Origin of the sequence: Bradyrhizobium sp. 191 (genome assembly GCF_023100985.1) — a bacterium.
Taxonomy (GTDB): Bacteria; Pseudomonadota; Alphaproteobacteria; order Rhizobiales; family Xanthobacteraceae; genus Bradyrhizobium; species Bradyrhizobium diversitatis.
Genome location: NZ_CP064692.1, coordinates 1,795,570 through 1,817,009, shown reverse-complemented (window position 1 = coordinate 1,817,009; position 21,440 = coordinate 1,795,570). Strand labels below are relative to the sequence as shown.

Genomic DNA, 21,440 nt, shown 5'->3' with positions numbered 1-21,440 from the left:
ATCTTCGGGCTAGAGCCGGCAAAAACGGGGCAGACCGCCCCTCGCGGCCGGCCGCCCGATGCGGAACGCGCCGATCGGTGTTATGAGCCGCCCCAGAGATGTTTACGGCCGCTTCGGTCGCGAGGTGCCGGCTCGATCACGAATTCGTGATCTGTCCGGCGCCACGTAACAAATTGAAAGAGCGGCCGAATTGCTTGGTGAGGGCGCGCGTGCGCGGACGTGAGGACGAATGGACCGGCCTGATGCGGTCGGCCATGGCTGGCGATGACGCAGCGTATCATCGCCTGTTGAAGGCCATCACGCCGGTGCTGCGCGCTGCCGCGAGGCGCGGGTTGGCGCGGGCAGGTCAGCCTCCCGACCAGGCCGAGGATATCGTGCAGGAGATTCTGTTGGCGGTGCATCTGAAACGGCACACTTGGGACAGCGAGGCTCCCTTCGCGCCCTGGCTGTTTGCGATCGGCCGCAACAAGCTGATCGACGCGCTCCGCCGGCGCGGCAAGCGCGTGTTCGTCAACATCGACGATTTCGCAGAGACGCTGCCGGGCGAGGTGCCGCAGGAGACCGCGTCGGCCGCCGAGGTCGCCGCCCAACTGGGCACGCTGCCGCAGCGTCAGCGCGACGTGCTGCAATCGGTCGCCGTCGAGGCGGCCTCGATCAAGGATACGGCGGCGAAGTTTTCGATGAGCGAGGGTGCGGTGCGGGTCGCGCTGCATCGCGGACTTGCGGCGCTGACGGCCAAACTGCGAGACCATTAGTCATGGACACCGATCAACTCATTCGCTCGCTCGCAGCCGACAACGCGCACCGCGCTCCACGCGTCGGCGCCGTGCTGGCCATGGCGCTGCTGGTGGCCGCGCCGTTTTCGATCCTGTTTTTTGCGACATTCCTCGGCGTGCGCGCCGACGTGATGAGCGCCATGCACAACCCGTTCTTCGACATGAAGTTCGCGGTGACGCTGTCGCTCGCAATCCCCGCGATCATCATCAGCCTGCATTTGTCGCGTCCCGAAGCCCTGCTGCGCGGCTGGGCCTGGCTGCTGCTGCTGCCGGTCGGGCTGCTGGCGGTTGCGATCGGCAGCGAGGCGATGATGGCCCCGGCCATGCCGATGACGATGCGCTTGATGGGCAAGAACTCCAGGATATGCCTGGTCGCGATCCCTGCGATGTCGCTGCCGCTGCTTGCGGGGGCGCTGTTCGGCCTGCGCCACGGCGCGCCGTCAAGCCCCGCGCTCGCCGGCGCGCTCGCCGGGCTGGTGTCGGCCGGCCTCGCCGCGACCCTCTATGCCTCGCACTGCACCGACGACTCGCCCCTGTTCGTCGCGACCTGGTACACGCTCGCGACCGCGCTGGTAACGGCGATCGGCGCGCTGGTGGGATCGAAGGTCCTAAGATTCTAGTCCAGATCCTGCGGCTTCACTCCGCCGGCGTCGCGCCCAGCTGCATGCGGTGGAAGCGCAGCACCTGCTGCGCGGTCGATGGACGTAGCGCCTCATAGCTGTCGCGCAGCGTCAAAATGTCGGTCTGCGACCCGCCGGAGAGCTTCTCGCGCATGGCGATGATGGCGCGCACGCTCGACCATTGCATGCCAGCGACCTTGGCGAGGATCATCACGCCTTCGGTACGGCTCTCGATCATCATGGTCTCGGCCGTCTCGACCGTGACGCCGGCGAGCGCAGCCAGCCCCGCATTGGTCTCGTCGAACTTGCCCTGCTCGGCGAAGGTTGTGACCTGAAACTCGTTGAGCCGGCCGTCGTCGTGCAGCGATTTCACCAGCGCGCGGGCCAATTCGGTCTGCTTCGTCATGGCGGCAGCGCGAACCCGTTGGGCCGCTTGCTGGACTACGCTCGCGACCTCATCCGCAAGCTCGGGATGCGCGGCCGCAAGCTTCCTGCGCACGCTCGAGGATGCCTTGGCGACCAGTCTCAAATAGTGATGGCGCGGCAGGTCGGGCCGCAGGCCGATGCAGCTGGCGAGGTCGTCGTCGCGCTCGGCGCGGATGACGAGCTCGGTGAGACTTCCATCGGAAAGCCGCGCGCCCGGATTCCGGACGGTCGACTGCACCACGTCCTCGTTGCCGCGCGTCACCAGCACGTCGGTCAGTGCTTCCGACAGCATCCGCCGTAGCGAGATCGCCTTGAGATGCGCCTGGCCCCTGGTGCGTGCGATCTCGAGCAGGGTCGCTTCGTCCAGCCGTTCCGATTTCGATAGCACCGGGCCGGAGACCTCGATGACCTCATCGAGCGCGAGCGTGCGGATGATTTTCGGCGGCGCAGCCGCGATCGGTGCGAGGCGTTCGGCGAGCAGCGCCCTGGCCGACGCCTCGATCTGCCCGATCAGGCATTGGAACACGTCGTCGAACACGCGGATGTGGTCGTCGGAATAGTCCACTGCGTTGCCCACGAAGAGATCGGTGATGCGGCGCAGCGTCTCGACCCGGCGCGCAACGGTGCCGTGCGTGAGGGCAGCCTGTAATTCGTCGAGCAGGTTTTCGGATGGTCTTGCGGATCTGGATCTCATTGCCCTGTCCTGGAGCGTTCGGCCCGGCAACGGCTTCTGCCGCGCCGGGAGAAAATGGATTGGTCAGCTCGTCACAATGGAGTTGCGCCCTTGCGCCTTGGCGGAATAGAGCGCGCGGTCGGCGCGCGCGAGAAACGTGTCGGCAGTATCAATGTCGTGCAGCGTCGCGACGCCCGCAGAAATGGTCACCTGCATGCCCGGAGAGAACGCGCTCCAGTCGAGATCGGCGACGATGCCGCGCAACCGCTCCAGCATGCGCTGCGCGACGTCGCCCGGCATGCCCGGCAGCAGCAGCAGGAATTCCTCGCCGCCGTATCGGCCGAAACTGTCGGCCGGGCGGATGTTGGCGAAAATGGTGATCGCGAAGGTGCGCAGCACCTCGTCGCCGACGGGATGGCCGAAGGCGTCGTTGATGCGCTTGAACCAGTCGAGATCGATCAGCGCGATCGCGCACGGCGTGGATGCCTGCCGCGACTTTTCGATCTCGGCGTCGAGAAGCCGCATGATGCAGCGGCGGTTGTAGGCGCCGGTGAGTTCATCGAGCTCGGCCAGTTCCTCGATGCGCTGATAGGCCGCCTTCAGTTCGATGCTGCGCCGGTACAGGATCTTGCGCAGGGTGGCGCCGAACAGGCCGAGAAAGGCGCACTGGCCGATCACCAGCACGAAGCAGAGCATCGAGGCGGCTCGCTGCAGACGCGTCGTGACCGGCAGTCCGATCGGCAGGTCCGATCCCAGGAAAACCGCGGCGAGCCCGCAGGTGGCAAGGCCCCAGGTGAGCATCGCCTGCCCCGACGTCATACGCAGTGTGCCGAACGCGAAGATCAGAAACAACACGGCCAGGAACGCGACCCCGACGGTCGGTACCGCGAGCAGGAACGCCAGTTGCAGCGCCATATGCGCCGAGATCTGATAGACGGTGAGGTAATGATCCTTGAACCGGTCGCCGAAGCCGGCTTCGGACAGCACCGTGAACGTACCGATGATGATGAGGCCGCCGATCCAGAACAGTGACGGAACGCCCATCGAGATCGTGCCGTCATAGGCGTAGAGCAGCAGGACCGAGGCGCCAAGCGAGTAGCTTGCGACCTGGCCCATATACATCTGGCGGCGCTGCCGGGCCCGGCGCGCCCTGACTTCGGGGGCTGCCGTCTCAGGCGCGAGGACGAGGTCCGCGGCCTCTGCGGCATTCCTCTCGGGAAAGGACGTCGCGGCCGTGCTCATGGTCCCGCCAATGGTGGATGTCAGCGCAAAAATCTACGTGGCAAGCCTTTAGGTTTGGTATCCTTTGAAACCGAATCCGAATCCTGCAGCACGGAACAAGATGATCAGCCATCGCGCGATCTTACCGGCGATCCTGCATCGTGTGCGATGCGGTCGAGCCAAAGCAGGGCTTGGTGCGACAAACCTGGTGCAGGACTGCTATGGAACCGGACCAGGCCGGCGCCTGTGCCGCAAAGGCCGTCCGCAGGGAAAGTATCTCAGTACTATGTTACCGATTGGGATAGACGCCGCTAACCGCCGCGGATGGGACGATAAAAGTGCGCCTGTGTGGGGTAGCTCACACTGGCCCCCGGATGATTGCGGTAGTTTGAACAATTTTGCCTTCCCCGTCGAACCGCCTGCCGCATCGACCCGACCAACTTTGCGAGACGGCCATTGAGCGTGACACAAGCGGCTTCCGACGAGGTCCTGATCGCCAGGATCGCCCAAGGTGACCGGCTCGCCATGCAGGTGCTGTACGGGCGGCACCATGTCAGGGTTTACAGGTTCGGACTGCGGCTCGTGCGGGACGAGCAGGCGGCGGAAGACCTCATCAGCGAGGTGTTTCTCGACGTCTGGCGTCAAGCCGGCAAGTTCGAGGGCCGATCGGCGGTTTCCACCTGGCTGCTGGCAATCACCCGATTCAAGGCCCTGTCTGCGCTCCGGCGCAGGAAGGATTTCGAACTGGACGAAGAAGCCGCGAACGCGATCGAGGACACGTCCGACGATCCGGAAACGGTGGTGCAGAAGAAGAATACCAGTGAGGCGTTGCGGGAGTGTCTGACGGGCCTTTCGCCGGAACACCGGGAAATCGTCGATCTCGTCTACTACCACGAGAAGTCCGTGGAAGAGGTGGCCGGAATCGTCGGAATTCCCGAGAACACTGTGAAGACGCGCTTGTTCTATGCGCGCAAGAGACTGGCCGAACTGCTGAAGGCAGCCGGCGTTGAGCGAGGCTGGCCATGATGGCGTTGAGCAAGAAGATGCTGGAGCAAGAGCCCAGTGAGATTGAACTGCTGCTGCCGTGGCACGCCGCCGGTACGCTGAGCGCGCGCGATGCGCGCCGCGTCGAGGAAGCGCTGGCGCGCGATCCCGAGCTTGCCAGGCAATATGCCGTGATCCGCGGCGAGTACGAAGAGACCATCCATCTGAACGAGAGCCTAGGGGCTCCGTCGGCGCGGGCGATGCAGAAGCTGTTCGCCGCGATCGACGCTGAGCCGGCACGGGCGAGCGCCTCGTTGCCGCTGTCGGCGCGCATCTCGACCTTCTTCGCGAGCCTGTCGCCGCGCACGCTGGCGTGGTCGGCGGGCCTCGGCGCTGTCGCGCTCGTGCTGCAGGCCGGAATCATCGGCGCCGTGCTGATGAGAAACCAGCCGGCGACCTTCCAGACGGCTTCGCTCTCGACCAGCGCCCCGATCACACGCGAATTTGGCAGCACGGCCGCGCCTGCGCGCGCGCTGGTGCGATTCACGCCGGAGGCACGCGTCGCCGACATCACGGCGCTGCTCGACAGCTATCAGGCTTCGATCATTGGCGACGCCAAGGGCGGCATGTTCCGCCTCCAGTTCGACAAGGCGATGAGCCAGGACGAGCTCGCCTCGCTGCTCGGCAGGATGCAGCGCGAGAAGGTCGTCAACCTTGCCGTCGCGGCGCCCTAGGCGCGCCGCTGGGCCGATGACGGGCAATTCCGACAGCAGGGTGCGTGCCGGGGCGTACGCTTCGTCCATCGGAGCCGCCCTTCTGGTCGCCTCTTGTCTCGGCGTCGAGGTTGCGCAGGCGCAGGCGATCATGCGTACGCCTACGATCAGCGTTCCCTCGCGCATCCCGACGATCTCCCCGAGCATTGCCCCGCGGGTCAACCCGACCCTATCCGCCAGGGCGGTGTCGGTCGACCGCGGCCCGCGTCCGATCACGACCGCCCGGATTCCTTCGGCGCGGATCGGATTGACGCCGGTGCTGCCCTATGCGCGCTACTCTCCCAACCTCTATCCGGCCTGCACGGCGCCCTATCGGTCTGCCGACGGCGAATGCCTGGCACAGGCGAACGCGGGCGGCGAGGGCAGTGGAAAATCGGGCAACAAGAAGAGCGCCCGTAAGGGGCGCGGCAACAACACGCCGGTCGCGGTGAACCAGCGCAGCTTCGCAGGCGAATTCGTCGCCGAGATCGACGGCAGTCTGTCGGTGACGGAGGCCGACGAGCTTGCGCGTCGCCACGGCCTCGCGCGCGTCGCATCCGAGAATTTTCCGCTGATCGGGGCGACGTTCGGCCTGTTCCGCATCACCGACGGCCGGCCCGCCGAGACGGTACGGCGCGAGTTCGCGGCCGACGGCAGCGTGCGCTCGGTCCAGCCGAACTTCCGCTACGCGCTCCAGGACCAGAAATCGTCCGTACCGGCCGAGGGCGATCCTGCGCAATATGCGCTGGCAAAACTCCGCCTGCCGCAGGCGCATGCGCTGGCGCACGGAGCCAACGTTACAATTGCCGTGATCGACTCCGGCATCGACGCCAAGCATCCCGAACTCGCCAATTCCGTCGCCGACAGTTTCGACGCGCTCGGCAGTGCCGAGGGGCCGCACGTTCACGGCACCGGCATCGCCGGAGCCATCGTGGCGCATGCCCGCCTGATGGGCAGCGCGCCCGAGGCGCGCATCATCGCCATCCGGGCCTTCGGCGGCACCAACGGCGGCGCCGAGAGCTCGTCCTACATCATCCTGCGGTCGCTGAATTACGCCGCCGAGCACGGCGCGCAGATCATCAATATGAGCTTTGCCGGTCCGAAGGACGCGATCATCGAGCGCGCGATCGCGGCGACGGCCGCACGCGGCCTCGTGCTGATCGCGGCCGCCGGCAATGCCGGCGCGAAATCGCCACCGCTCTATCCGGCTGCCAATCCCAATGTGATCGCGGTCAGCGCGACGGATCAGCAGGACAGGCTGTTCTCCGCCTCCAACCGCGGCAACTTCATCGCGGTCGCAGCCCCCGGCGTCGACATCTTCCTGCCGGCCCCTGCCGGCAAGTACCAGATGACGTCGGGAACCTCGTTCTCGGCGGCCTATGTCTCCGGCGTCGCGGCGCTGCTCCTCGAGCGCAACCACGCCTTGAAGCCGGAAGCGCTGCGCATGACGCTGGCGAAGACCGCGCGCGATCTCGGCTCACCAGGACGCGACGACCTTTTCGGCGACGGTCAGGCCGACGCCTTTGCCGCGGTCATGGCGGTGCCCGCCGACAGCGCGACGCCCGTTGCGGCTGCGTCCGGTACAACAAAACGTGAAGATGCCGAGAAGCGTCGCGGCGAGCCCGGCAGCCGTGCGATCGAGCAACCGTCGTTGTCGGGCTCGGACGAAAAGTCCGCGGTTTCTCAGGCAGATAGACCGGCGGCGAGATAGCGGCTGCGACAAGGATGCGCACGGGCCGAAGCTCAAAAAAGCGAACCCTCGCATTGAACGTTCAGCCAGCTGCCACGACCAACTGATGTGGGAGCGGTCATCCCTCCCCATCAGTCATATCAGGCGCGAGCGCCCATCCACCCCAAGCGCCCATATGGCTTGACCCGTCCGGTTGTCCCCCCGGACGGGTCTTTTCTTTTCAGCGCGTTCTTGAGCGAAGTGGCCGCCGGTTCGCGGGACGAAAACGCGTCAAACCGAGGATCCAGAGCGTCGGTTCTGATTCAACCGGAACCGAAGCTTTCGGCATCCGGTCTTTTGAGGCTCCGCATTCGTTCAGCTTGCGGTTGAGGATCACCGCAGCCGTCCGTTGCCGTCGCTCGCGCAACGAACCGCAACTCCGTTATGCTTGTGCGAAGCTTGACTCGAAAACGCAGCAAATTTCCGAAGGACTACGGTATTTGATGACGAATGCCGTGTCGCTGCTGGACAAGTCAAATCTTTTCCACAAAATATTCATGTCGCGTCTAAATTGATTCGTGTGCGTTGCGTCCCCCGCGTCCGTATTTTTTTCCTGACGGGCTGGTTCATGACACATCGCCAAGAGTTCGTTCGCGACGCAGCCGCCGGCCGCGCCATCGCGGCGCGCTGGTGCGCTCTCGCCGAACAGCGCCTGCAACATCTCTCCGAGATGTTCGAGACCGGCCGCTGGCGCCGGTATCATTCCGAGATCGAATTCCTTGAAAACATCCAGGAAGCCAAGCGTGCGGTCCAGACCTGGCGCGCGCTCGCAACCGGCGGGGACGTCGCCGAGGCGGCTGCAAGCGTGACGCCCGCATTCGGTTGGTCGCCGGCGACCATGCCCCGCATGGCACCGCGCGAACAGCAGGCGCAGACCGTCCAGCCCAAGGCCGTTCACATCGCGCCTGAGACCGCTGTGGCGGTCAGGCTCGATCAGAAGCCGGGCGTGCTCGCGGAGATCACCGAGGCGCCGATCGCGGCGGTGTTGCCATCCGTCGCGATGGCGCCGCCCACTGCACCTGCCGCGGTGGCTTCGTTTACCGCCCCCGCCGAGATGCCGCCGCTCAAGGCTCCCGCTGCGAGGGCGCCGCGAAGCGCACCTGCCGTGAGATCACCCCTTGCGCCCGCCGCCATGACGCCGTTCACCGCGCCCGAAGTGAGGCCGCCGCTCGCGGTGCCTGCCGCGAAGTTGCCGAAGTCGGCGCCTGCGGCGATGGCAGCGCTCCTCCCGCAGTTCGCCCCGCCGACCGAGGAAATCGTCGCAGCCCCCGAGCGCGTCGTCGAATTCACCTTCAGCCTCGACGGCCTCGAAGCCAAATACCCGCTGCTCAGAAACGCGTTCTAAGGCGGTGGGTGAGGCCCGAGCAGAGTCGGCCGCCTCTCTCGCCCCGTCATCCTAGGTGCGAGGCATGGGACGCGACGCGTCCCATGGCGAGCCTCGAAGGATGAGCGGGCCATCTGCCGACAGCGCATCTAACGTCGCACCGCATTGCCGCCGACCACAACCTGCGCGAAGCGTTGCGCCCCTTCGGCCGACAGATCCGACGTCACCGCCCGCGCGTGGTCGAGCCCGACCACGGCGCCTCGTGGCGTTTCCGAGATCATGTTGTTGTTGACGAGCGCGGTGCCGGCGCCCGGCACCACCGAGACCCCGACGCCGGCCAGCGCCTTGCGGATCACGTTGCCGGTGATCGCGACGTCGCGCAGATATTTGCCCCAGCCGGCGACGATGCCGTAGGACGGCGCATTCTCGATCACGTTGCCGGTGACCGATGTGTCAGCCTCGATGTAGATGCCGACGCCGGCATCGTCGTCCGGTGCGGTGCCGATCGGCCGCTTCGGGATCAGATTGCGGATGATGTTGCCCTGGACCACCGCGATGCGGCCGCCTTCGTTGAAATTGCAGACGGAGATGCCGACGGCGGCGCCATCGACCGTGTTGTTGGCGATCACGGCCGCCTCGAATGCAAACTCCGAATAGAGCGCGACCTCGCGCACGTCACTGACGCTGTTGCCGCTGATGTGGATGTTCGAGGCCGAGTTGCCGCGCACCGCCGAATAGTCGCAATTCCTGATGCGGTTGCCGCGCACGATCACGTTGCCGGCGCGAAACGCGTTGATGGCGTTGCCGTACTGGCCGGAGCCACCGGGGCCTGCCTTGATGTCCTCGATGCGGTTGTCGGCGACCAGCGTGCCGTCGTCGCCGATCGCGGTGCGCAGGATCTCGATGCCATTGTCGTTGGTGCCGATGATGGTGTTGCGCGAGACGCTGAGCCCCCTGGCGTCGAACGAGACCACCGCAGTCAGAGCGATATTGGTGAAGATGTTGCCGGAGACGTCGCCCGCGACCTGCTCGAGCCAGATGCCGCTGCCGCCCGATTTCGTGATCTCGCAATCCGCCATGCGCACATCTCGTCCGCCGAGAACATGGATCAGGCCCCGCCGGGTCGGCAGCGGAATGTTGCCGCCGTCGAAGGTGATGCCGGTGAGGCCGATCGCATCGGAGCCGTCGCTCTGGATCATCGAGGTTCCGCCCGTGAAGACCAGCCTGGTCGCACCGCGCACGCCGATCAGTTGCGACCCGTTCGGGAGCCGCAGCAACCCGCTGCGATAGACGCCCGGCGGCAGCGCCAGCGGCATTTGCGCCCGCGCAGCCTCGTCGATCGCCCGCTGCAGCGCTCGCGTCTGATCCTCGCTGCTTCCAGGTCGCACGCCATATTGCGTGGCATCGCGCCCGAGCAGGGACGTCAGCGGCGCCGCGCGCGCAGCGTCGGCCGGCATGGCGAGCGCGCCAGCGATGCCCGCGGTCGAAGCCCCGATGAGATGACGGCGATTGAGGTCCATGACGCGTCCTCCGGCGGACGCGGGAGGTCCGCAGCGGTTTCGTAGCCCAGCGCGGCGAGGGCCGTGAGGATTGTTCGCGGTAGGGTTAAATGTTTACGCAAAGACGGTGCTGTAGGGTGGGTTATTAGCCTTGCGGCTGCGCGAAGCGCAGTCCGTCAGGCGTAACCACCACGGTCTCTATCCGCGGAGACAGAAGAGGTGGATTACGCTTCGCTAATCCACCCTACGAGACCGGCGTGTTCCGCCGCTTCCGCGCCAACTGCACCACCTCCATCAGCATGGCTTCCCCCGCGTCCACCAGTTCCTCCAGCGTGATCCGGGCTGAACCCTTGCGCCGCACGGCGCCGCTGCGCGCAAGCAGCGGAATGTGGATGAAGGTCGCAAGCTTCGGCCCGCCCGACCTGACGTTCTCGATCGCGCGCCAGCTCAGGTAATTGCAGAGATAGGCGCCGGCATCGCGCGAGGGCCGCGCGTCGATGCCGGTGAGGCGCGCGGCGCGCAGCAGCCGTGCGGTGTGCGGGCCGAACGTCATCGCATCTGCATGGCCGGCGATGCCGCGTTTGCTCGAGCGGGTGTTGGCGGCATCCGGCCAGAGCATGGTCACGGCGTTGCGGGCGCGGGTCTCGATCCGCAGATAGGGCGTGCGCGCCGCGAGGCCGAACATCAAGAGCGCGTCGGGCTTTTGGGCGGCGAGCACGTCCGGCAACTGCCGGTCGACGGCAGCATAGGTGACCGGGAAGATGTGGCTCGACAGCTCGACATCGTCGAGCGCCGGCCGGCGCAACTGCATCAGCCGGGCCACCAGCGCCTGGGTCGGATTGTAGGGCGCGCCCGGAAATGGCCCGAAGCCGGTGAGGAGAATGCGGGGCCCGGTCATTGCAGCAACTCCAGAATACGCTCGGCGGCGAGCGCCGGCGTGAGATGGCCCTCGGCGACCTCGGCCTCGATCTTCCGGACCTTGGTCCGCACCGACGCTTCGCTGCGCAACCTCGCCAGCATGCGCTGCTCCAGCATCGACCACATCCATTTCACCTGCTGGTCGCGCCGCCGCGCGGCGAAGTCGCCGGACGCATTCATCGCCTTGCGGTGGTCCAAAACCTTCTGCCAGAGCTCGGCGATGCCGGTGCCGGCCAGCGCTGAATATGTGACAACAGGCGGGTGCCAATGCTCGGATCTCGGCGCCAGGATGTGCAGCGCGCCGCGATAATCCGCGGCGGTGATGTTGGCGCGCTTGAGATTGTCGCCGTCGGCCTTGTTGATGGCGATCATGTCGGCGAGTTCGACCAGGCCCTTCTTGATGCCCTGCAGCTCGTCGCCGCCGCCCGGCAGCATCAGCGCCAGGAAGAAATCCGTCATGTCGCACACTGCGGTCTCGGACTGGCCGATGCCGACGGTCTCGACGAGCACGACGTCGAAGCCGGCGGCTTCGCACAGCAGCATCGCCTCGCGCGTCTTCGCCGCGACGCCGCCGAGCGTGCCCGAGGACGGCGAGGGGCGGATGAAGGCACTGTCCGAGGCCGAGAGCCGCGCCATCCGCGTCTTGTCGCCGAGGATCGAGCCGCCGCTGCGTGCCGAGGACGGATCGACCGCGAGCACCGCGACTTTGTGGCCCTGCTCGATCAGATACGTCCCGAGCGCATCGATGGTGGTGGACTTGCCGACGCCGGGCGAGCCGGTGATGCCGACGCGAAACGCCTTGCCGGTGTCGGGCAGCAGCATCTGCACCAGCTCGCGCGAAAGCGCCTGATGATCGGCGCGCCGGCTCTCCACCAGCGTGATGGCGCGGGCGAGCGCCGCGCGGCTGCCGGCGCGGAGCTCTCTGGCGAGGGTCTTGATGTCGATGGATTTGCCAATGGTCATGATTGTTATCGCGTCCAGCCGCTAGGGGCCCGACATGCGAAGGTGTCTTCAGCGCAGGATTTCAACGGTGGAAGGTGAGTTCGAATCATGTCCCAGACGATCTCGGCTTTGGTCATATGGTAGGCATGACGTAGAAGATTTCCGAAGTCGATCATCTTGCGCCAGTCGATTCCAGGCTCGGTTCGCTTGATCTCATCCGGGATGAATCTCGAAGCCTCGCAGACGATCTCGAGAAGGCGTTCGATTGCCAGACGAGAGGTCCTTTCAGAGACGAACTGATCGAAGCTGAGGCCCTTCACGACGCTTTCGATGTCGGTGATGGCTTCCAGAATATCTCGCAGCCGGTCTTCCACGGTCGGAGGCATTCAGAAGACCTCAACCAGATCATCCGCGATCCGTTCAGCCACGCGCGGCTTCAGCAGGTCCCGCATCGAGATCTGCGCTCGAAGGCCGACCTGATCCTCGATCAGGTGCAGGACCCTGAAATAGTCGAACCGCGGCGTTTCCTCGCGCGAGGTCGTCTCGATCAGGACATCGAGATCGCTGTCGGGCCGGGCGTCGCCGCGCGCGCGGGACCCGAACAGGTACGGGCGGGTGACCCCCGCGGCCCTCAAGGCGGGAATGAGCTCTCGGAGCTTTCCGACAATCGTCTCGAGCGGAACGTCTGCGACCTCTGTCATGGCCCAATACTAGCACAGGGTTGCAGCCTGGCCCAGCCGCCGGCCTCGACCGCACGGGCGGGGGGCAGGCGAGCGCCCCCGCCGATATCACCTGCTCGTCGTTGCCGCCGTCTGCGCCGGCTTCAGCTTCCGCCACACCCACACCATCACCGGCCAGAGCAGCGCGCCGATCGCCATCGCGGCGAGGATCGCCGCGACCGGCCGCTCGAAGAACGGCAGGATGCTGCCGTCGGACTTGATCAGCGAGGTGACGAAGGCCTGCTCGACCATGGTGCCCATGACGATGCCGAGCACCATGGCCGCGACGGGATAACCGTTCGCCTCCATGACGTAGCCGATCACGCCGAAGGCGGCGACGGTGACGACGCCGAACATGTTGTTGCCGATCGCGAACGAGCCGACGGCGCAGCACAGCATGATGATCGGCATGATGGCCGAGCGCGGCGCCAGCAGGATGTAGGCGGCGACCCGGATCATGGCGATGCCGAGCGGGATCATCAGGATGTTCGCGATGATGAACATCAGATAGATCGCGTACATGCTCGACGCCTTCTCGGTGAACAGCGTCGGGCCGGGATTGAGTCCCTTCATGTAGAGCACGCCGATCGCGATCGCGGCGATGGTGTCGCCGGGGATGCCGAACAGCAGCGAGGGCACCCAGCCGGAGGCGATGCTGGCGTTGTTGCTGGCGCCGGCCTCGACCAGGCCCTCGACATGGCCGGTGCCGAACTTTTCCGGCTCCTTGGAGAAGCGCTTCGACATCGCATAGGAGACCCAGGCGGCCATGTCGGCGCCGGCGCCGGGCAGCACGCCGATGATGATGCCGACGATGTTCCCGCGCGTCATCTGCCAGTGATACAGCTTGGTCAGCCTCCACTGGCCGGCCAGAATGCTTCCGAACTTTCGGCGCGGCAGCGGCGGCGGCTCGGGCGTCAGCATCGCGCGCATCACCTGCGCCACCGCGAACACGCCGACCAGCGCCGGAATCGGCTCGATGCCGCCGAACAGATCGGTGAGGCCAAAGGTGAAGCGCGGGACGCCGCCGGGATTCTCGATGCCGATGCAGGCGACGAGCAGGCCGATGAACATGCCCGCGATCGCCTTCACCGGCGAAGAGCGCGCAACCAGGGTGGCGCACATCAGGCCGAGCAGCGCCAGCCAGAAATATTCGAAGGTCGAGAACGACAACGCGATCTCGGCCAGCGGCGGCGCCAGGATCATCAGCGACAGCACGCCGGCGATGCCGCCGACCGCCGAGAACCAGACGCCGGCCCCGAGCGCGAGCTCGGCCTGGCCCTTGCGCGTCATCGCGTAGGCCTCGTCCGCATAGGCGGCGGAAGCGGGCGTACCGGGAATGCGCAGCAGCGCGCCCGGAATGTCGCCGGAGAAGATCGCCATCGAGGAGGCCGCGACGATGGTCGCGATCGCCGCGATCGGTGAGAGATAGAAGGTGACGGGGACGAGCAGAGCGGTCGCCATCGTCGCCGACAGGCCCGGCAGCGAGCCGATCACGAGCCCGTACACGGACGCCGCGAACATCGCGATGATGACCTCCCAGGTGGAGATCAGCGCGAACGCATCGATCAGGGTTTTCAGCATGGGACTACCAGGGCGCCGGCAACAGGCCGGCGGGCAGCGGCACGCGGAGCAGCTTGCCGAAGATGAGGTGGATGGCGAAGGGCGAGAGGGCCGCGAGCGGCAGGGCCAGCTTCCACCTGGCCCCGAGCGCGGTCGAGGTGACGTAGACCATGATCGCCGCGGTGATGATGAAACCGAGCCGGTCGGCCGCGACGACGTAAAACAGCAGCAACGCCGGCGGCAGCAGCGCGCGCAGGCCGTAGAGCCTGCCCTGCGGCGGCGGGGCAGCGGCCTGGCCGTCCTCCAACGGGACCAGCACTTCCTCCTCCTCGAAGGAACGGCCGATGCCGAACACGATCGCGAGCCCGCATAGTGCAAGGCCGCAGCCGATCACCAGCGGAAACACGTTGGGGCCGACCGGCTGGCCCGGCACCGGCGGCAGGATCCAGCCGCCATAGGCAGCTGCTGCGCCGAGCACAACGAGAAACGATCCCGTCACGGAGTCGGGAAGACGCATGGGAGGGGTCCTGTCAGAATTCCGGGAGGTGCGCTCCCTCTCGCCGCATGGGCTGGGCCAGCGCATATGCCGAAGGTGCTCGGCGTGCATGGTTCGAGACGCCCGCTTTCGCGGGCTCCTCACCATGAGGTTTTGATATCTCGCCGCAAAACGCGACCTCATCCTGAGGGCCCGCCGTAGGCGGGCGTCTCGAAGGATGGGCTGCAGGCGAGCTACTCGCCACCTTCTTCATATGCCGATAGCCCTGCCGCGTGCGGGGAGAGGCGAAACATCACGCCTTGCTCAGGCCTGCCGCCTTCATGGCCTCGCCCATCTGGGCGTCGCCCTTGTCCATGAAGCTGGCGAAGTGAGCGGCATCGCCCCACACGGTGCCGAAGCCGCGATTGCTCATGAAGTCCTTGTACTCGGCGGAATCGTAAACCTTCTTCAGTGCCGCGGTGAGCTTCGTTGCGATCTCCGGCGGAAGGTTCTTTGGCCCGGCGATGCCGCGCCAGGCGCCCGTCGCGTAGTCGATGCCCATCGCCTCCTTCAGCGTCGGCACGTCCTTGAAGATCGGGTTGCGGGCCGGCGCCATGATGGCGAGGCTCCTGGCCTTGCCCGCCTCGATGATGGCGCGCGCCTCGGGCACCGAGCAGGTGGTGAGGTCGAGGCCGCCGGCGGCGAGATCCTGCATCGCCGGCGCCGCACCGTTCGAGGGCACCCACGCGACCTGATTGGCCGGCAGGCCCATGGCCTGCATCCAGCCGACCAGGGCCAGATGCCAGATGCCGCCCTGGCCGGTGCCGGAGGCCTTGAACTTGCCGGGAGGCGCCGCCTTGATCGCATCGGCGAGCTCCTTGACCGTCTTGTAGGGCGAGGAGGAGGAGACCTGGATGCCCGGAGGGTCCTCGTTCATCAGCGCCAGCGGGGTGTAGCTCTTCGGCGTCAGCTCGGTCAGGCCCTGCCAGTGCATCATCGAGATTTCGACCGTGAGCATGCCGATGGTGTAGCCGTCGGGCTGTGCGGTCGCGATCGCGCTGTGGCCGACCACGCCGGAGCCGCCGGTGCGGTTGACCACGTTGAAGGGCTGGCCGAGGTCCTTCTCCAGCAGCGCCGCGACAATGCGCGCCGTCGCGTCGGTGCCGCCGCCGGCGCCCCAGGGCACGATCACGGTGACCGGCCGGGCCGGGTAGGCTTGTGCGAGCGCGGGCTTGAAGCCGAAGGCGGCGGATGCTGCGACTGCGGCGGTCGAGGCCGCAAAGGTGCGGCGCGTAATCTTGGACATGAATCCTCCCAGCGGCACCCGTGACGCCGGGCGCTCTTGTCAATGGCGGCATTCTAGTCGGCTTTGCGGAGCCGCCGCAAGATAGCGCTACCAGCGCGTTGTGAGCATCATGTCGCTGCTCAAACGTTGATCACTGCTCCTCCGCGTCGCCCTTCGGCCGCGCGCCGCCGAAGATTCGCGTGCCTTCTGCGCTGAGATACGGCTTCAGCGCCTCCCAAGGCACGAATGCAACATACTCGCCCTCGGCGTAGGGACCGACGGCGTAGGGCGGGTAGTGAAAGGTGAGGCCGGAGCTCTTGCCTGCGTCAGTTGACGGCGCAAGCGTCACCGCGCCGATCTTGAGCAGGTTCGGTTCCACGCCCTTGAACCATTCGTCGGTCGCGGTCTCGCCGGCACCGCGCTTCTTCTTTTCGGCCTTGAGCGAGGTGATGATGGCCGTCACCATCGCCTTCATGGCCGGACCCTTGTCGGCGGTCTCGGTGAAGAACGGGCGGATCGAGATGCGCTTGTTCGCCGCCTTGTCCCACAGGATCGTGTTCACATCCGAATTGGGATGCGCGCCGCGAGTGTTCATGTAGTCGTTGCGGAGGATGCTGACATAGCGATCGGCGACGACCGAGCGGATCTCATATTTGCGCTCGAAGTCCCAGCCACCGTCCGTGAAGAACTGTGGGTCCGCCTTGCGCGAGGCGGCGGCCTCGGCCGCATTCTTATCGAGCCATTTCCTGCCTTCGGCCAGGCAATCCGCCGCCAGCGCCGCATCCGCCTTGATCCTGTCGTCGAGGAAAACGCGCGCCTCGATGCTCTTGGTCTTGACGACGGCGTCGGGCTTGGGGTCGGCGGCGAGGGCGATGCCGAACAGCGCGCTGCAAACTGCGGTCGCGGCCAGCGCGCGCATGAACGTTGGCGCGAGAAACATCACGCAAATCCTTCTTGCCGGAAGTTCGAGCGACGGCTACTCCGCCGCCTCGCTATGGCCGAGCCGGGCGTTCAGCTTGCGGATCAGCTCCTCGGCGGCGTCCGCGATCACGGTGCCCGGCGGAAAGATCGCCTCAGCGCCGGCGGCGTAGAGCGCGTCGTAGTCCTGCGGCGGCACCACGCCGCCGACGATGATCATGATGTCGTCGCGGCCCTGCTTCTTCAGCGCGGCCTTCAATTCGGGCACGGCGGTGAGGTGGGCGGCGGCGAGCGAGGAGACGCCGAGAATGTGGACGTCGTTCTCGACCGCCTGCCGCGCGGCTTCGTCGGCAGTGGCAAACAGCGGCCCGATGTCGACGTCGAAGCCGATGTCGGCAAAGGCAGACGCAATCACCTTCTGGCCGCGATCGTGGCCGTCCTGACCGATCTTGGCGACCAGGATGCGCGGGCGGCGGCCTTCCGCCTCCTCGAACGCGTCGATCAGCGCCTGAACCTTCTCGACCTGGTTGCCCATGCTGGACGCCTCCCGCTTGTAGACGCCGGTGATGGATTTGATCTCGGCGCGGTGCCGGCCGAACACCTTCTCCATCGCGTCCGAAATTTCGCCGACGGTCGCCTTGGCCCGCGCCGCATCGATCGCGAGCGCGAGCAGATTGCCGTTGCCCTCGCCGGCCGAGCGCGTGATCGCCGCGAGCGCGGCATCGACGTCCTTCTGGTTGCGCTCGGCTTTCAGCCGCTTGAGCTTGTCGATCTGGAGCCGGCGGACGTTGGAATTGTCGACCTTCAGGATCTCGATTTTGTCCTCGTCGGTCGGCTTGTACTTGTTGACGCCGATCACCGCCTGCTTGCCGGCGTCGATCCGCGCCTGCGTCTTGGCGGAAGCCTCCTCGATGCGCAGCTTAGGCAAGCCGGCCTCGATCGCCTTCGCCATGCCGCCGAGTTCCTCGACCTCCTGAATGTGGCTCCACGCCTTCGCCGCGAGGTCGCGCGTGAGCCGCTCGACATAGTACGAGCCGCCCCAGGGATCGATGATGCGGGTGGTGCCGCTCTCCTGCTGCAGGAACAGCTGGGTGTTGCGGGCGATGCGGGCCGAGAAGTCGGTCGGCAGCGCCAGCGCCTCGTCGAGCGCGTTGGTGTGCAGCGACTGGGTGTGGCCTTGCGTCGCCGCCATCGCCTCCACCGTCGTGCGCATGACGTTGTTGAAGACGTCCTGGGCGGTCAGCGACCAGCCCGAAGTCTGGCTGTGCGTGCGCAGCGAGAGCGAGCGCGGGTCCTTCGGGTTGAACGGCTTCAGCAGCTTCGCCCAGAGCAGGCGCGCGGCGCGCATCTTGGCGACTTCCATGAAGAAGTTCATGCCGATCGCCCAGAAGAACGACAGGCGCGGAGCGAAACGATCCACGTCGAGCCCTGCGGCAAGGCCGGCGCGCAGATATTCGACGCCGTCGGCGAGCGTGTAGGCGAGCTCGAGGTCCTGCGTCGCGCCGGCTTCCTGCATGTGATAGCCGGAGATCGAGATCGAATTGTACTTCGGCATCTTTTGCGAGGTGTAGGCGAAGATGTCAGAGATGATCCGCATCGAGGGCGCCGGGGGATAGATGTAGGTGTTGCGCACCATGAACTCTTTCAGAATGTCGTTCTGAATGGTGCCCGACAGCTTCTCCGGCGGCACACCCTGTTCCTCGGCGGCGGCGACGTAGAGCGCGAGGATCGGCAGCACCGCGCCGTTCATGGTCATGGACACGCTCATCTGGTCGAGCGGAATCCCCGCGAACAGCGTGCGCATGTCGTAGATGGAATCGATGGCGACGCCGGCCATGCCGACGTCGCCGCCGACGCGCGGATGGTCGCTGTCATAGCCGCGATGGGTGGCGAGATCGAAGGCGACCGAGAGGCCTTTCTGGCCGGCCGCGAGGTTGCGGCGGTAGAACGCGTTGGAATCCTCCGCCGTGGAGAAGCCGGCATATTGCCTGACCGTCCAGGGCTGGTTGACATACATGGTCGGGTAGGGGCCGCGCAGATAGGGCGCGATGCCCGGATAGGTCTCGAGGAAATCGAGCCCGGCAAGATCGGTCTCGCCATAGGCGGGCTTCACCAGAATGCCCTCGGGCGTCAGCCACGGTTCGGCGCTGCCTGACGGCGCGGTGGTGGCGGTGCGCTCGAAGGCGACATCGGCGAAATTGGGAATGCGGCTCATGGCTTCAACCATATTATAAGCGCTCAATCATGATCCGGATGCTGATGGCTGACGATGGTCGCCATCTTCTCCGGTCCGTAATTCTGCTGCGTGGTCTGGCTTGGCAGGTTGGCGATGCCGACCACCCAGCCGAGGCGGGATTCGGTGCCGAACTGGCGCGTCGGGATCACCCAGTCGGGGTGATCGAAGGTGCCGGTCATGATCTCGATCCGGTCGCCGTCGATGCGGCCGAAGCTCAGCGGCGTGCCGCAGGCGGCGCAAAAGCCGCGCTCGGCGATGGTGGAGGAGCGGAAGAACGAGGGCTGTCCCCTGGTCCAGGCGAAGTCCACTTTGTTGATGTCGGCAAAGGAGGCGAATGGCGCGCCGGCCGCCTTCTGGCACATGCGGCAATGGCAGATCGAAACCCTGGTCGGCGCCGTCATGACGGCAAAGCGCACGGCACCGCATTGGCAGCCGCCGGTGAGAACGGGTTTGCTGGTGTCGGTCATGGCTGCTCCATCCGTCGATAAGCGTCTTGCAATGTCGCAAGCGCATCGCCTCCGGCGAAGACAAAACCCGTGACGCCGGCGGTCCGCAGCGCCGCCTCGGCATCAGTCGGGCGGCCCGCCAGATAGATATGTCTGCTGCCTGCCGTTTGCAGGGCCCGGGCGGCGGGTTCCGCCTGACCGGCATAGACCTTGTCGCTGGAACAGAGGCACGCAAGCTCCGCACCTGAAGCCTTGAACGCGGCTGCCAATTTGGCCGCATCGGCAAAACCCTCGCTGTCGACCGCCTCGATGCCGCCGGCCTCGAAGAAGCTCTTCGCGAAGGTGGCGCGCGCCGTGAAATCTGCGGGCGTGCCGAGACTGGCCAGGAACACCTTTGGCCGCGCGCCACGTGCCTTCAACGCCGCGTCGGATTTGTCGCGCAGCGCCTCGAACGGTTCCGCCAGCCGGATCGGCGGCAGCGCATCGAACTTGTATGTCTGTTCCCCGTAGGGCGGAAGCGCGATCGGCGTTGCCTTCAGCACGGTCGCTTCGCGCTCATGCAGGTTCGGAAACTCGCTGGCGCCGGTCAGCACGTCGCGGCGCTTTGCAATGTTGGCCTCACGCGCCTTTCGCGCGGCCGCCACCTTGCTCTGGAACACGCCCTGCTGAAGCGCCGCGAAGGCACCACCGGCTTTCTCGCTTTCCTGGAACAGCGCCCAGGCGGCCTCGCAAAGCTGCGCCGTCAGCGTCTCGATGCCGCCTGCGCCTGCCGCGGGATCGCTGACCCTGGCGAGATTGCTCTCCTCCAGCAGCAGAAGCTGCGTGTTGCGCGCTACGCGCCGCGCGAACGGATCGGGCAGGCCGAGCGCCAGCGTATGCGGCAGCACCGTGATCGCATTCGCGCCGGCCAGCCCTGCCGCGAACGTCGCCATGGTCGCGCGCAGCATGTTCACGTAAGGGTCGCGCTGCGTCAGCATGCGCCAGGCTGTATCGGCAGCAATGAACAGCGGTTTGGGCGTCAGCCCGCAGGCCTGCTCGATGCGTGCCCACAGCAGCCGCAGCGCGCGGAATTTGGCCATGGTCAGGAACTGGTCGGCATCCGCGGCAAGCCGCGCATAGACCATGCCCTGCGCCTTATCGAGAGGAATGCCGGCGCCTTCGATCGCGCGCAGATAAGCGACGCCGCAGGCAAGCACGAAGGCGAGCTCCTGCACCTCCGAGCCACCGGCATCGTGGATCACGCGCCCGTCGGCGGAGGCAAATGGTCCCTTGAAGCCGAGCGCGGCAAGGCCCTTGATGGCGCCGGCGAGCGCAGGAGCGATCTCGTCCCAGGTATAGGGGCTGTGGCCCCACACAGCGGTGGCCGCGAGCGGATCGAGGCCGAAGCGTATGTTGCAGGCTGCGGGATCGAACCCCTTGCTCTTCACATATTCCGCGACATGGATCGCGGCCATCCGCGATTGCGGGCCGATCTGAAGCTCGAGGCCGATGCCGGCATCGAGATGAATGTCTTTCAAAACCTTTGCGACCGCATCCGCCGACGGTTCCAGGCCGAAGCCATGGGCGCCACTGCCGCCGGCGAACACCAGCGCGAGCCCCGCCGCGCCGTTCTCGAGGTCGGTCAGGGCCTGTGCATTCGCGAGCGCCGCGTCGGGATGGTCAATCCGCTGCACGATCTGCCACGGCGCAGCCGGCGCGCGTCCCACCACGGGCGCAACGCCTTTGGCGCGCGGATAGAGCGGATCGATCTTGATGCCGTCATAGGTCTTGCCGACCAGCTTCTCGAACGGCGCGCCCTTCAGCACGCCGTCGACCAGCTTACGCCAGTCCTCAGGCGTCGCCTTGGGAAAATCCGCCGCCAGCGGCAGGTCGTCAGTCACGGAGGTCATGCGGCGAGGGGCTCCCAAACGTCTCGTTGTTCTCAGGCGAAATTGCCA

20 protein-coding genes are annotated in these 21,440 nt (G+C 66.2%); 6 read left to right on the top strand and 14 right to left on the bottom strand.

All coding sequences use genetic code 11. From position 1 onward, the window contains the following. The first annotated feature begins 209 nt into the window (after positions 1-209). Both IVB23_RS08395 and IVB23_RS08390 read left to right on the top strand, forming a co-directional pair. Positions 210-755: a sigma-70 family RNA polymerase sigma factor gene (locus IVB23_RS08395; RefSeq protein WP_197969179.1), complete on the top strand. Its 546-nt coding sequence runs from the start codon at positions 210-212 to the stop codon at positions 753-755. A 2-nt stretch (positions 756-757) separates the two neighbouring features. Next, on the top strand, positions 758-1,396 hold the full coding sequence (locus tag IVB23_RS08390; RefSeq protein ID WP_197969177.1) for a DUF1109 domain-containing protein: 639 nt from the start codon (positions 758-760) through the stop codon (positions 1,394-1,396). 16 nt (positions 1,397-1,412) lie between these two features. Here the strand turns inward: IVB23_RS08390 and IVB23_RS08385 are convergent, their stop codons facing one another. Next, positions 1,413-2,516 carry a DUF2336 domain-containing protein gene (locus IVB23_RS08385; protein WP_247803200.1) on the bottom strand — a complete coding sequence of 368 codons (1,104 nt, stop codon included), beginning with the start codon at positions 2,514-2,516 and terminating at the stop codon, positions 1,413-1,415. Positions 2,517-2,579: 63 nt separating this feature from the next. Beyond that, the gene (locus IVB23_RS08380; RefSeq protein ID WP_247803199.1) at positions 2,580-3,737 is read right to left on the bottom strand and encodes a GGDEF domain-containing protein; all 1,158 of its coding nucleotides are present in this window, start codon (positions 3,735-3,737) and stop codon (positions 2,580-2,582) included. 435 nt (positions 3,738-4,172) lie between these two features. Here IVB23_RS08380 and IVB23_RS08375 point away from each other — a divergent pair, with 435 nt between their 5' ends. The 4 genes from IVB23_RS08375 (at position 4,173) to IVB23_RS08360 (ending at position 8,526) form a co-directional block, all read left to right on the top strand. After that, the gene (locus IVB23_RS08375) at positions 4,173-4,742 is read left to right on the top strand and encodes a sigma-70 family RNA polymerase sigma factor (RefSeq protein ID WP_061878044.1); all 570 of its coding nucleotides are present in this window, start codon (positions 4,173-4,175) and stop codon (positions 4,740-4,742) included. Next, positions 4,739-5,434 (top strand): zf-HC2 domain-containing protein, encoded by a 696-nt coding sequence (locus IVB23_RS08370; RefSeq protein WP_061878043.1) that lies wholly within the window; start codon positions 4,739-4,741, stop codon positions 5,432-5,434. The genes IVB23_RS08375 and IVB23_RS08370 overlap by 4 nt, the downstream gene beginning before the upstream one ends. 16 nt (positions 5,435-5,450) lie before the next feature. After that, on the top strand, positions 5,451-7,163 hold the full coding sequence (locus IVB23_RS08365) for a S8 family serine peptidase (protein WP_247803198.1): 1,713 nt from the start codon (positions 5,451-5,453) through the stop codon (positions 7,161-7,163). Between the two features lie 586 nt (positions 7,164-7,749). Further along, complete coding sequence (locus tag IVB23_RS08360) at positions 7,750-8,526, top strand: TIGR03809 family protein (RefSeq protein WP_247803197.1); 777 nt, start codon at positions 7,750-7,752, stop codon at positions 8,524-8,526. A gap of 128 nt (positions 8,527-8,654) precedes the next feature. Here IVB23_RS08360 and IVB23_RS08355 read toward each other — a convergent pair whose 3' ends face one another. From IVB23_RS08355 to IVB23_RS08300, 12 genes are all read right to left on the bottom strand, one after another. Then, positions 8,655-10,025, bottom strand: coding sequence for a TIGR03808 family TAT-translocated repetitive protein (locus IVB23_RS08355; protein ID WP_247803196.1), 1,371 nt, complete (start codon positions 10,023-10,025; stop codon positions 8,655-8,657). A 223-nt stretch (positions 10,026-10,248) separates the two neighbouring features. Continuing rightward, entirely contained in the window at positions 10,249-10,902 is a 654-nt protein-coding gene (locus IVB23_RS08350) for a pyroglutamyl-peptidase I (protein WP_197969170.1), read from the bottom strand. Further along, positions 10,899-11,885, bottom strand: a complete 987-nt coding sequence (gene meaB / locus IVB23_RS08345) for a methylmalonyl Co-A mutase-associated GTPase MeaB (RefSeq protein WP_061878038.1) — start codon at positions 11,883-11,885, stop codon at positions 10,899-10,901. The genes IVB23_RS08350 and meaB overlap by 4 nt, the downstream gene beginning before the upstream one ends. 5 nt (positions 11,886-11,890) lie before the next feature. Next, positions 11,891-12,250, bottom strand: a complete 360-nt coding sequence (locus IVB23_RS08340; RefSeq protein ID WP_247803195.1) for a HepT-like ribonuclease domain-containing protein — start codon at positions 12,248-12,250, stop codon at positions 11,891-11,893. Then, entirely contained in the window at positions 12,251-12,565 is a 315-nt protein-coding gene (locus IVB23_RS08335; RefSeq protein ID WP_247803194.1) for a nucleotidyltransferase domain-containing protein, read from the bottom strand. It lies immediately after the preceding gene. A gap of 87 nt (positions 12,566-12,652) precedes the next feature. After that, positions 12,653-14,164, bottom strand: coding sequence for a tripartite tricarboxylate transporter permease (locus tag IVB23_RS08330; RefSeq protein ID WP_247803193.1), 1,512 nt, complete (start codon positions 14,162-14,164; stop codon positions 12,653-12,655). 4 nt (positions 14,165-14,168) lie between these two features. Further along, complete coding sequence (locus tag IVB23_RS08325; RefSeq protein ID WP_061878034.1) at positions 14,169-14,660, bottom strand: tripartite tricarboxylate transporter TctB family protein; 492 nt, start codon at positions 14,658-14,660, stop codon at positions 14,169-14,171. A 271-nt stretch (positions 14,661-14,931) separates the two neighbouring features. Next, positions 14,932-15,924 carry a tripartite tricarboxylate transporter substrate binding protein gene (locus IVB23_RS08320; protein ID WP_061878642.1) on the bottom strand — a complete coding sequence of 331 codons (993 nt, stop codon included), beginning with the start codon at positions 15,922-15,924 and terminating at the stop codon, positions 14,932-14,934. Between the two features lie 130 nt (positions 15,925-16,054). Beyond that, positions 16,055-16,822, bottom strand: a complete 768-nt coding sequence (locus IVB23_RS08315; protein ID WP_247804800.1) for an RsiV family protein — start codon at positions 16,820-16,822, stop codon at positions 16,055-16,057. 57 nt (positions 16,823-16,879) lie between these two features. Further along, a complete protein-coding gene (scpA, locus tag IVB23_RS08310) occupies positions 16,880-19,036 on the bottom strand; it encodes a methylmalonyl-CoA mutase (protein ID WP_247803192.1) in 2,157 nt (718 codons plus the stop codon). A gap of 23 nt (positions 19,037-19,059) precedes the next feature. Continuing rightward, the gene (locus IVB23_RS08305) at positions 19,060-19,524 is read right to left on the bottom strand and encodes a GFA family protein (RefSeq protein WP_247803191.1); all 465 of its coding nucleotides are present in this window, start codon (positions 19,522-19,524) and stop codon (positions 19,060-19,062) included. Beyond that, positions 19,521-21,392 (bottom strand): methylmalonyl-CoA mutase family protein, encoded by a 1,872-nt coding sequence (locus IVB23_RS08300; RefSeq protein WP_247803190.1) that lies wholly within the window; start codon positions 21,390-21,392, stop codon positions 19,521-19,523. Before IVB23_RS08300 ends, IVB23_RS08305 begins: the two co-directional genes overlap by 4 nt. Positions 21,393-21,440 lie beyond the last annotated feature (48 nt).

Bases quoted from the DNA above. Each gene is read 5' to 3' on its own strand.
- IVB23_RS08390 (WP_197969177.1), top strand. From the start codon at position 758: ATGGACACCGATCAACTCATTCGCTCGCTCGCAGCCGACAACGCGCAC.
- IVB23_RS08385 (WP_247803200.1), bottom strand. From the start codon at position 2,516: ATGAGATCCAGATCCGCAAGACCATCCGAAAACCTGCTCGACGAATTA.
- IVB23_RS08380 (WP_247803199.1), bottom strand. From the start codon at position 3,737: ATGAGCACGGCCGCGACGTCCTTTCCCGAGAGGAATGCCGCAGAGGCC.
- IVB23_RS08370 (WP_061878043.1), top strand. From the start codon at position 4,739: ATGATGGCGTTGAGCAAGAAGATGCTGGAGCAAGAGCCCAGTGAGATT.
- IVB23_RS08365 (WP_247803198.1), top strand. From the start codon at position 5,451: ATGACGGGCAATTCCGACAGCAGGGTGCGTGCCGGGGCGTACGCTTCG.
- IVB23_RS08360 (WP_247803197.1), top strand. From the start codon at position 7,750: ATGACACATCGCCAAGAGTTCGTTCGCGACGCAGCCGCCGGCCGCGCC.
- IVB23_RS08355 (WP_247803196.1), bottom strand. From the start codon at position 10,025: ATGGACCTCAATCGCCGTCATCTCATCGGGGCTTCGACCGCGGGCATC.
- IVB23_RS08350 (WP_197969170.1), bottom strand. From the start codon at position 10,902: ATGACCGGGCCCCGCATTCTCCTCACCGGCTTCGGGCCATTTCCGGGC.
- meaB (WP_061878038.1), bottom strand. From the start codon at position 11,885: ATGACCATTGGCAAATCCATCGACATCAAGACCCTCGCCAGAGAGCTC.
- IVB23_RS08340 (WP_247803195.1), bottom strand. From the start codon at position 12,250: ATGCCTCCGACCGTGGAAGACCGGCTGCGAGATATTCTGGAAGCCATC.
- IVB23_RS08335 (WP_247803194.1), bottom strand. From the start codon at position 12,565: ATGACAGAGGTCGCAGACGTTCCGCTCGAGACGATTGTCGGAAAGCTC.
- IVB23_RS08330 (WP_247803193.1), bottom strand. From the start codon at position 14,164: ATGCTGAAAACCCTGATCGATGCGTTCGCGCTGATCTCCACCTGGGAG.
- IVB23_RS08325 (WP_061878034.1), bottom strand. From the start codon at position 14,660: ATGCGTCTTCCCGACTCCGTGACGGGATCGTTTCTCGTTGTGCTCGGC.
- IVB23_RS08320 (WP_061878642.1), bottom strand. From the start codon at position 15,924: ATGTCCAAGATTACGCGCCGCACCTTTGCGGCCTCGACCGCCGCAGTC.
- IVB23_RS08315 (WP_247804800.1), bottom strand. From the start codon at position 16,822: ATGCGCGCGCTGGCCGCGACCGCAGTTTGCAGCGCGCTGTTCGGCATC.
- scpA (WP_247803192.1), bottom strand. From the start codon at position 19,036: ATGAGCCGCATTCCCAATTTCGCCGATGTCGCCTTCGAGCGCACCGCC.
- IVB23_RS08305 (WP_247803191.1), bottom strand. From the start codon at position 19,524: ATGACCGACACCAGCAAACCCGTTCTCACCGGCGGCTGCCAATGCGGT.
- IVB23_RS08300 (WP_247803190.1), bottom strand. From the start codon at position 21,392: ATGACCTCCGTGACTGACGACCTGCCGCTGGCGGCGGATTTTCCCAAG.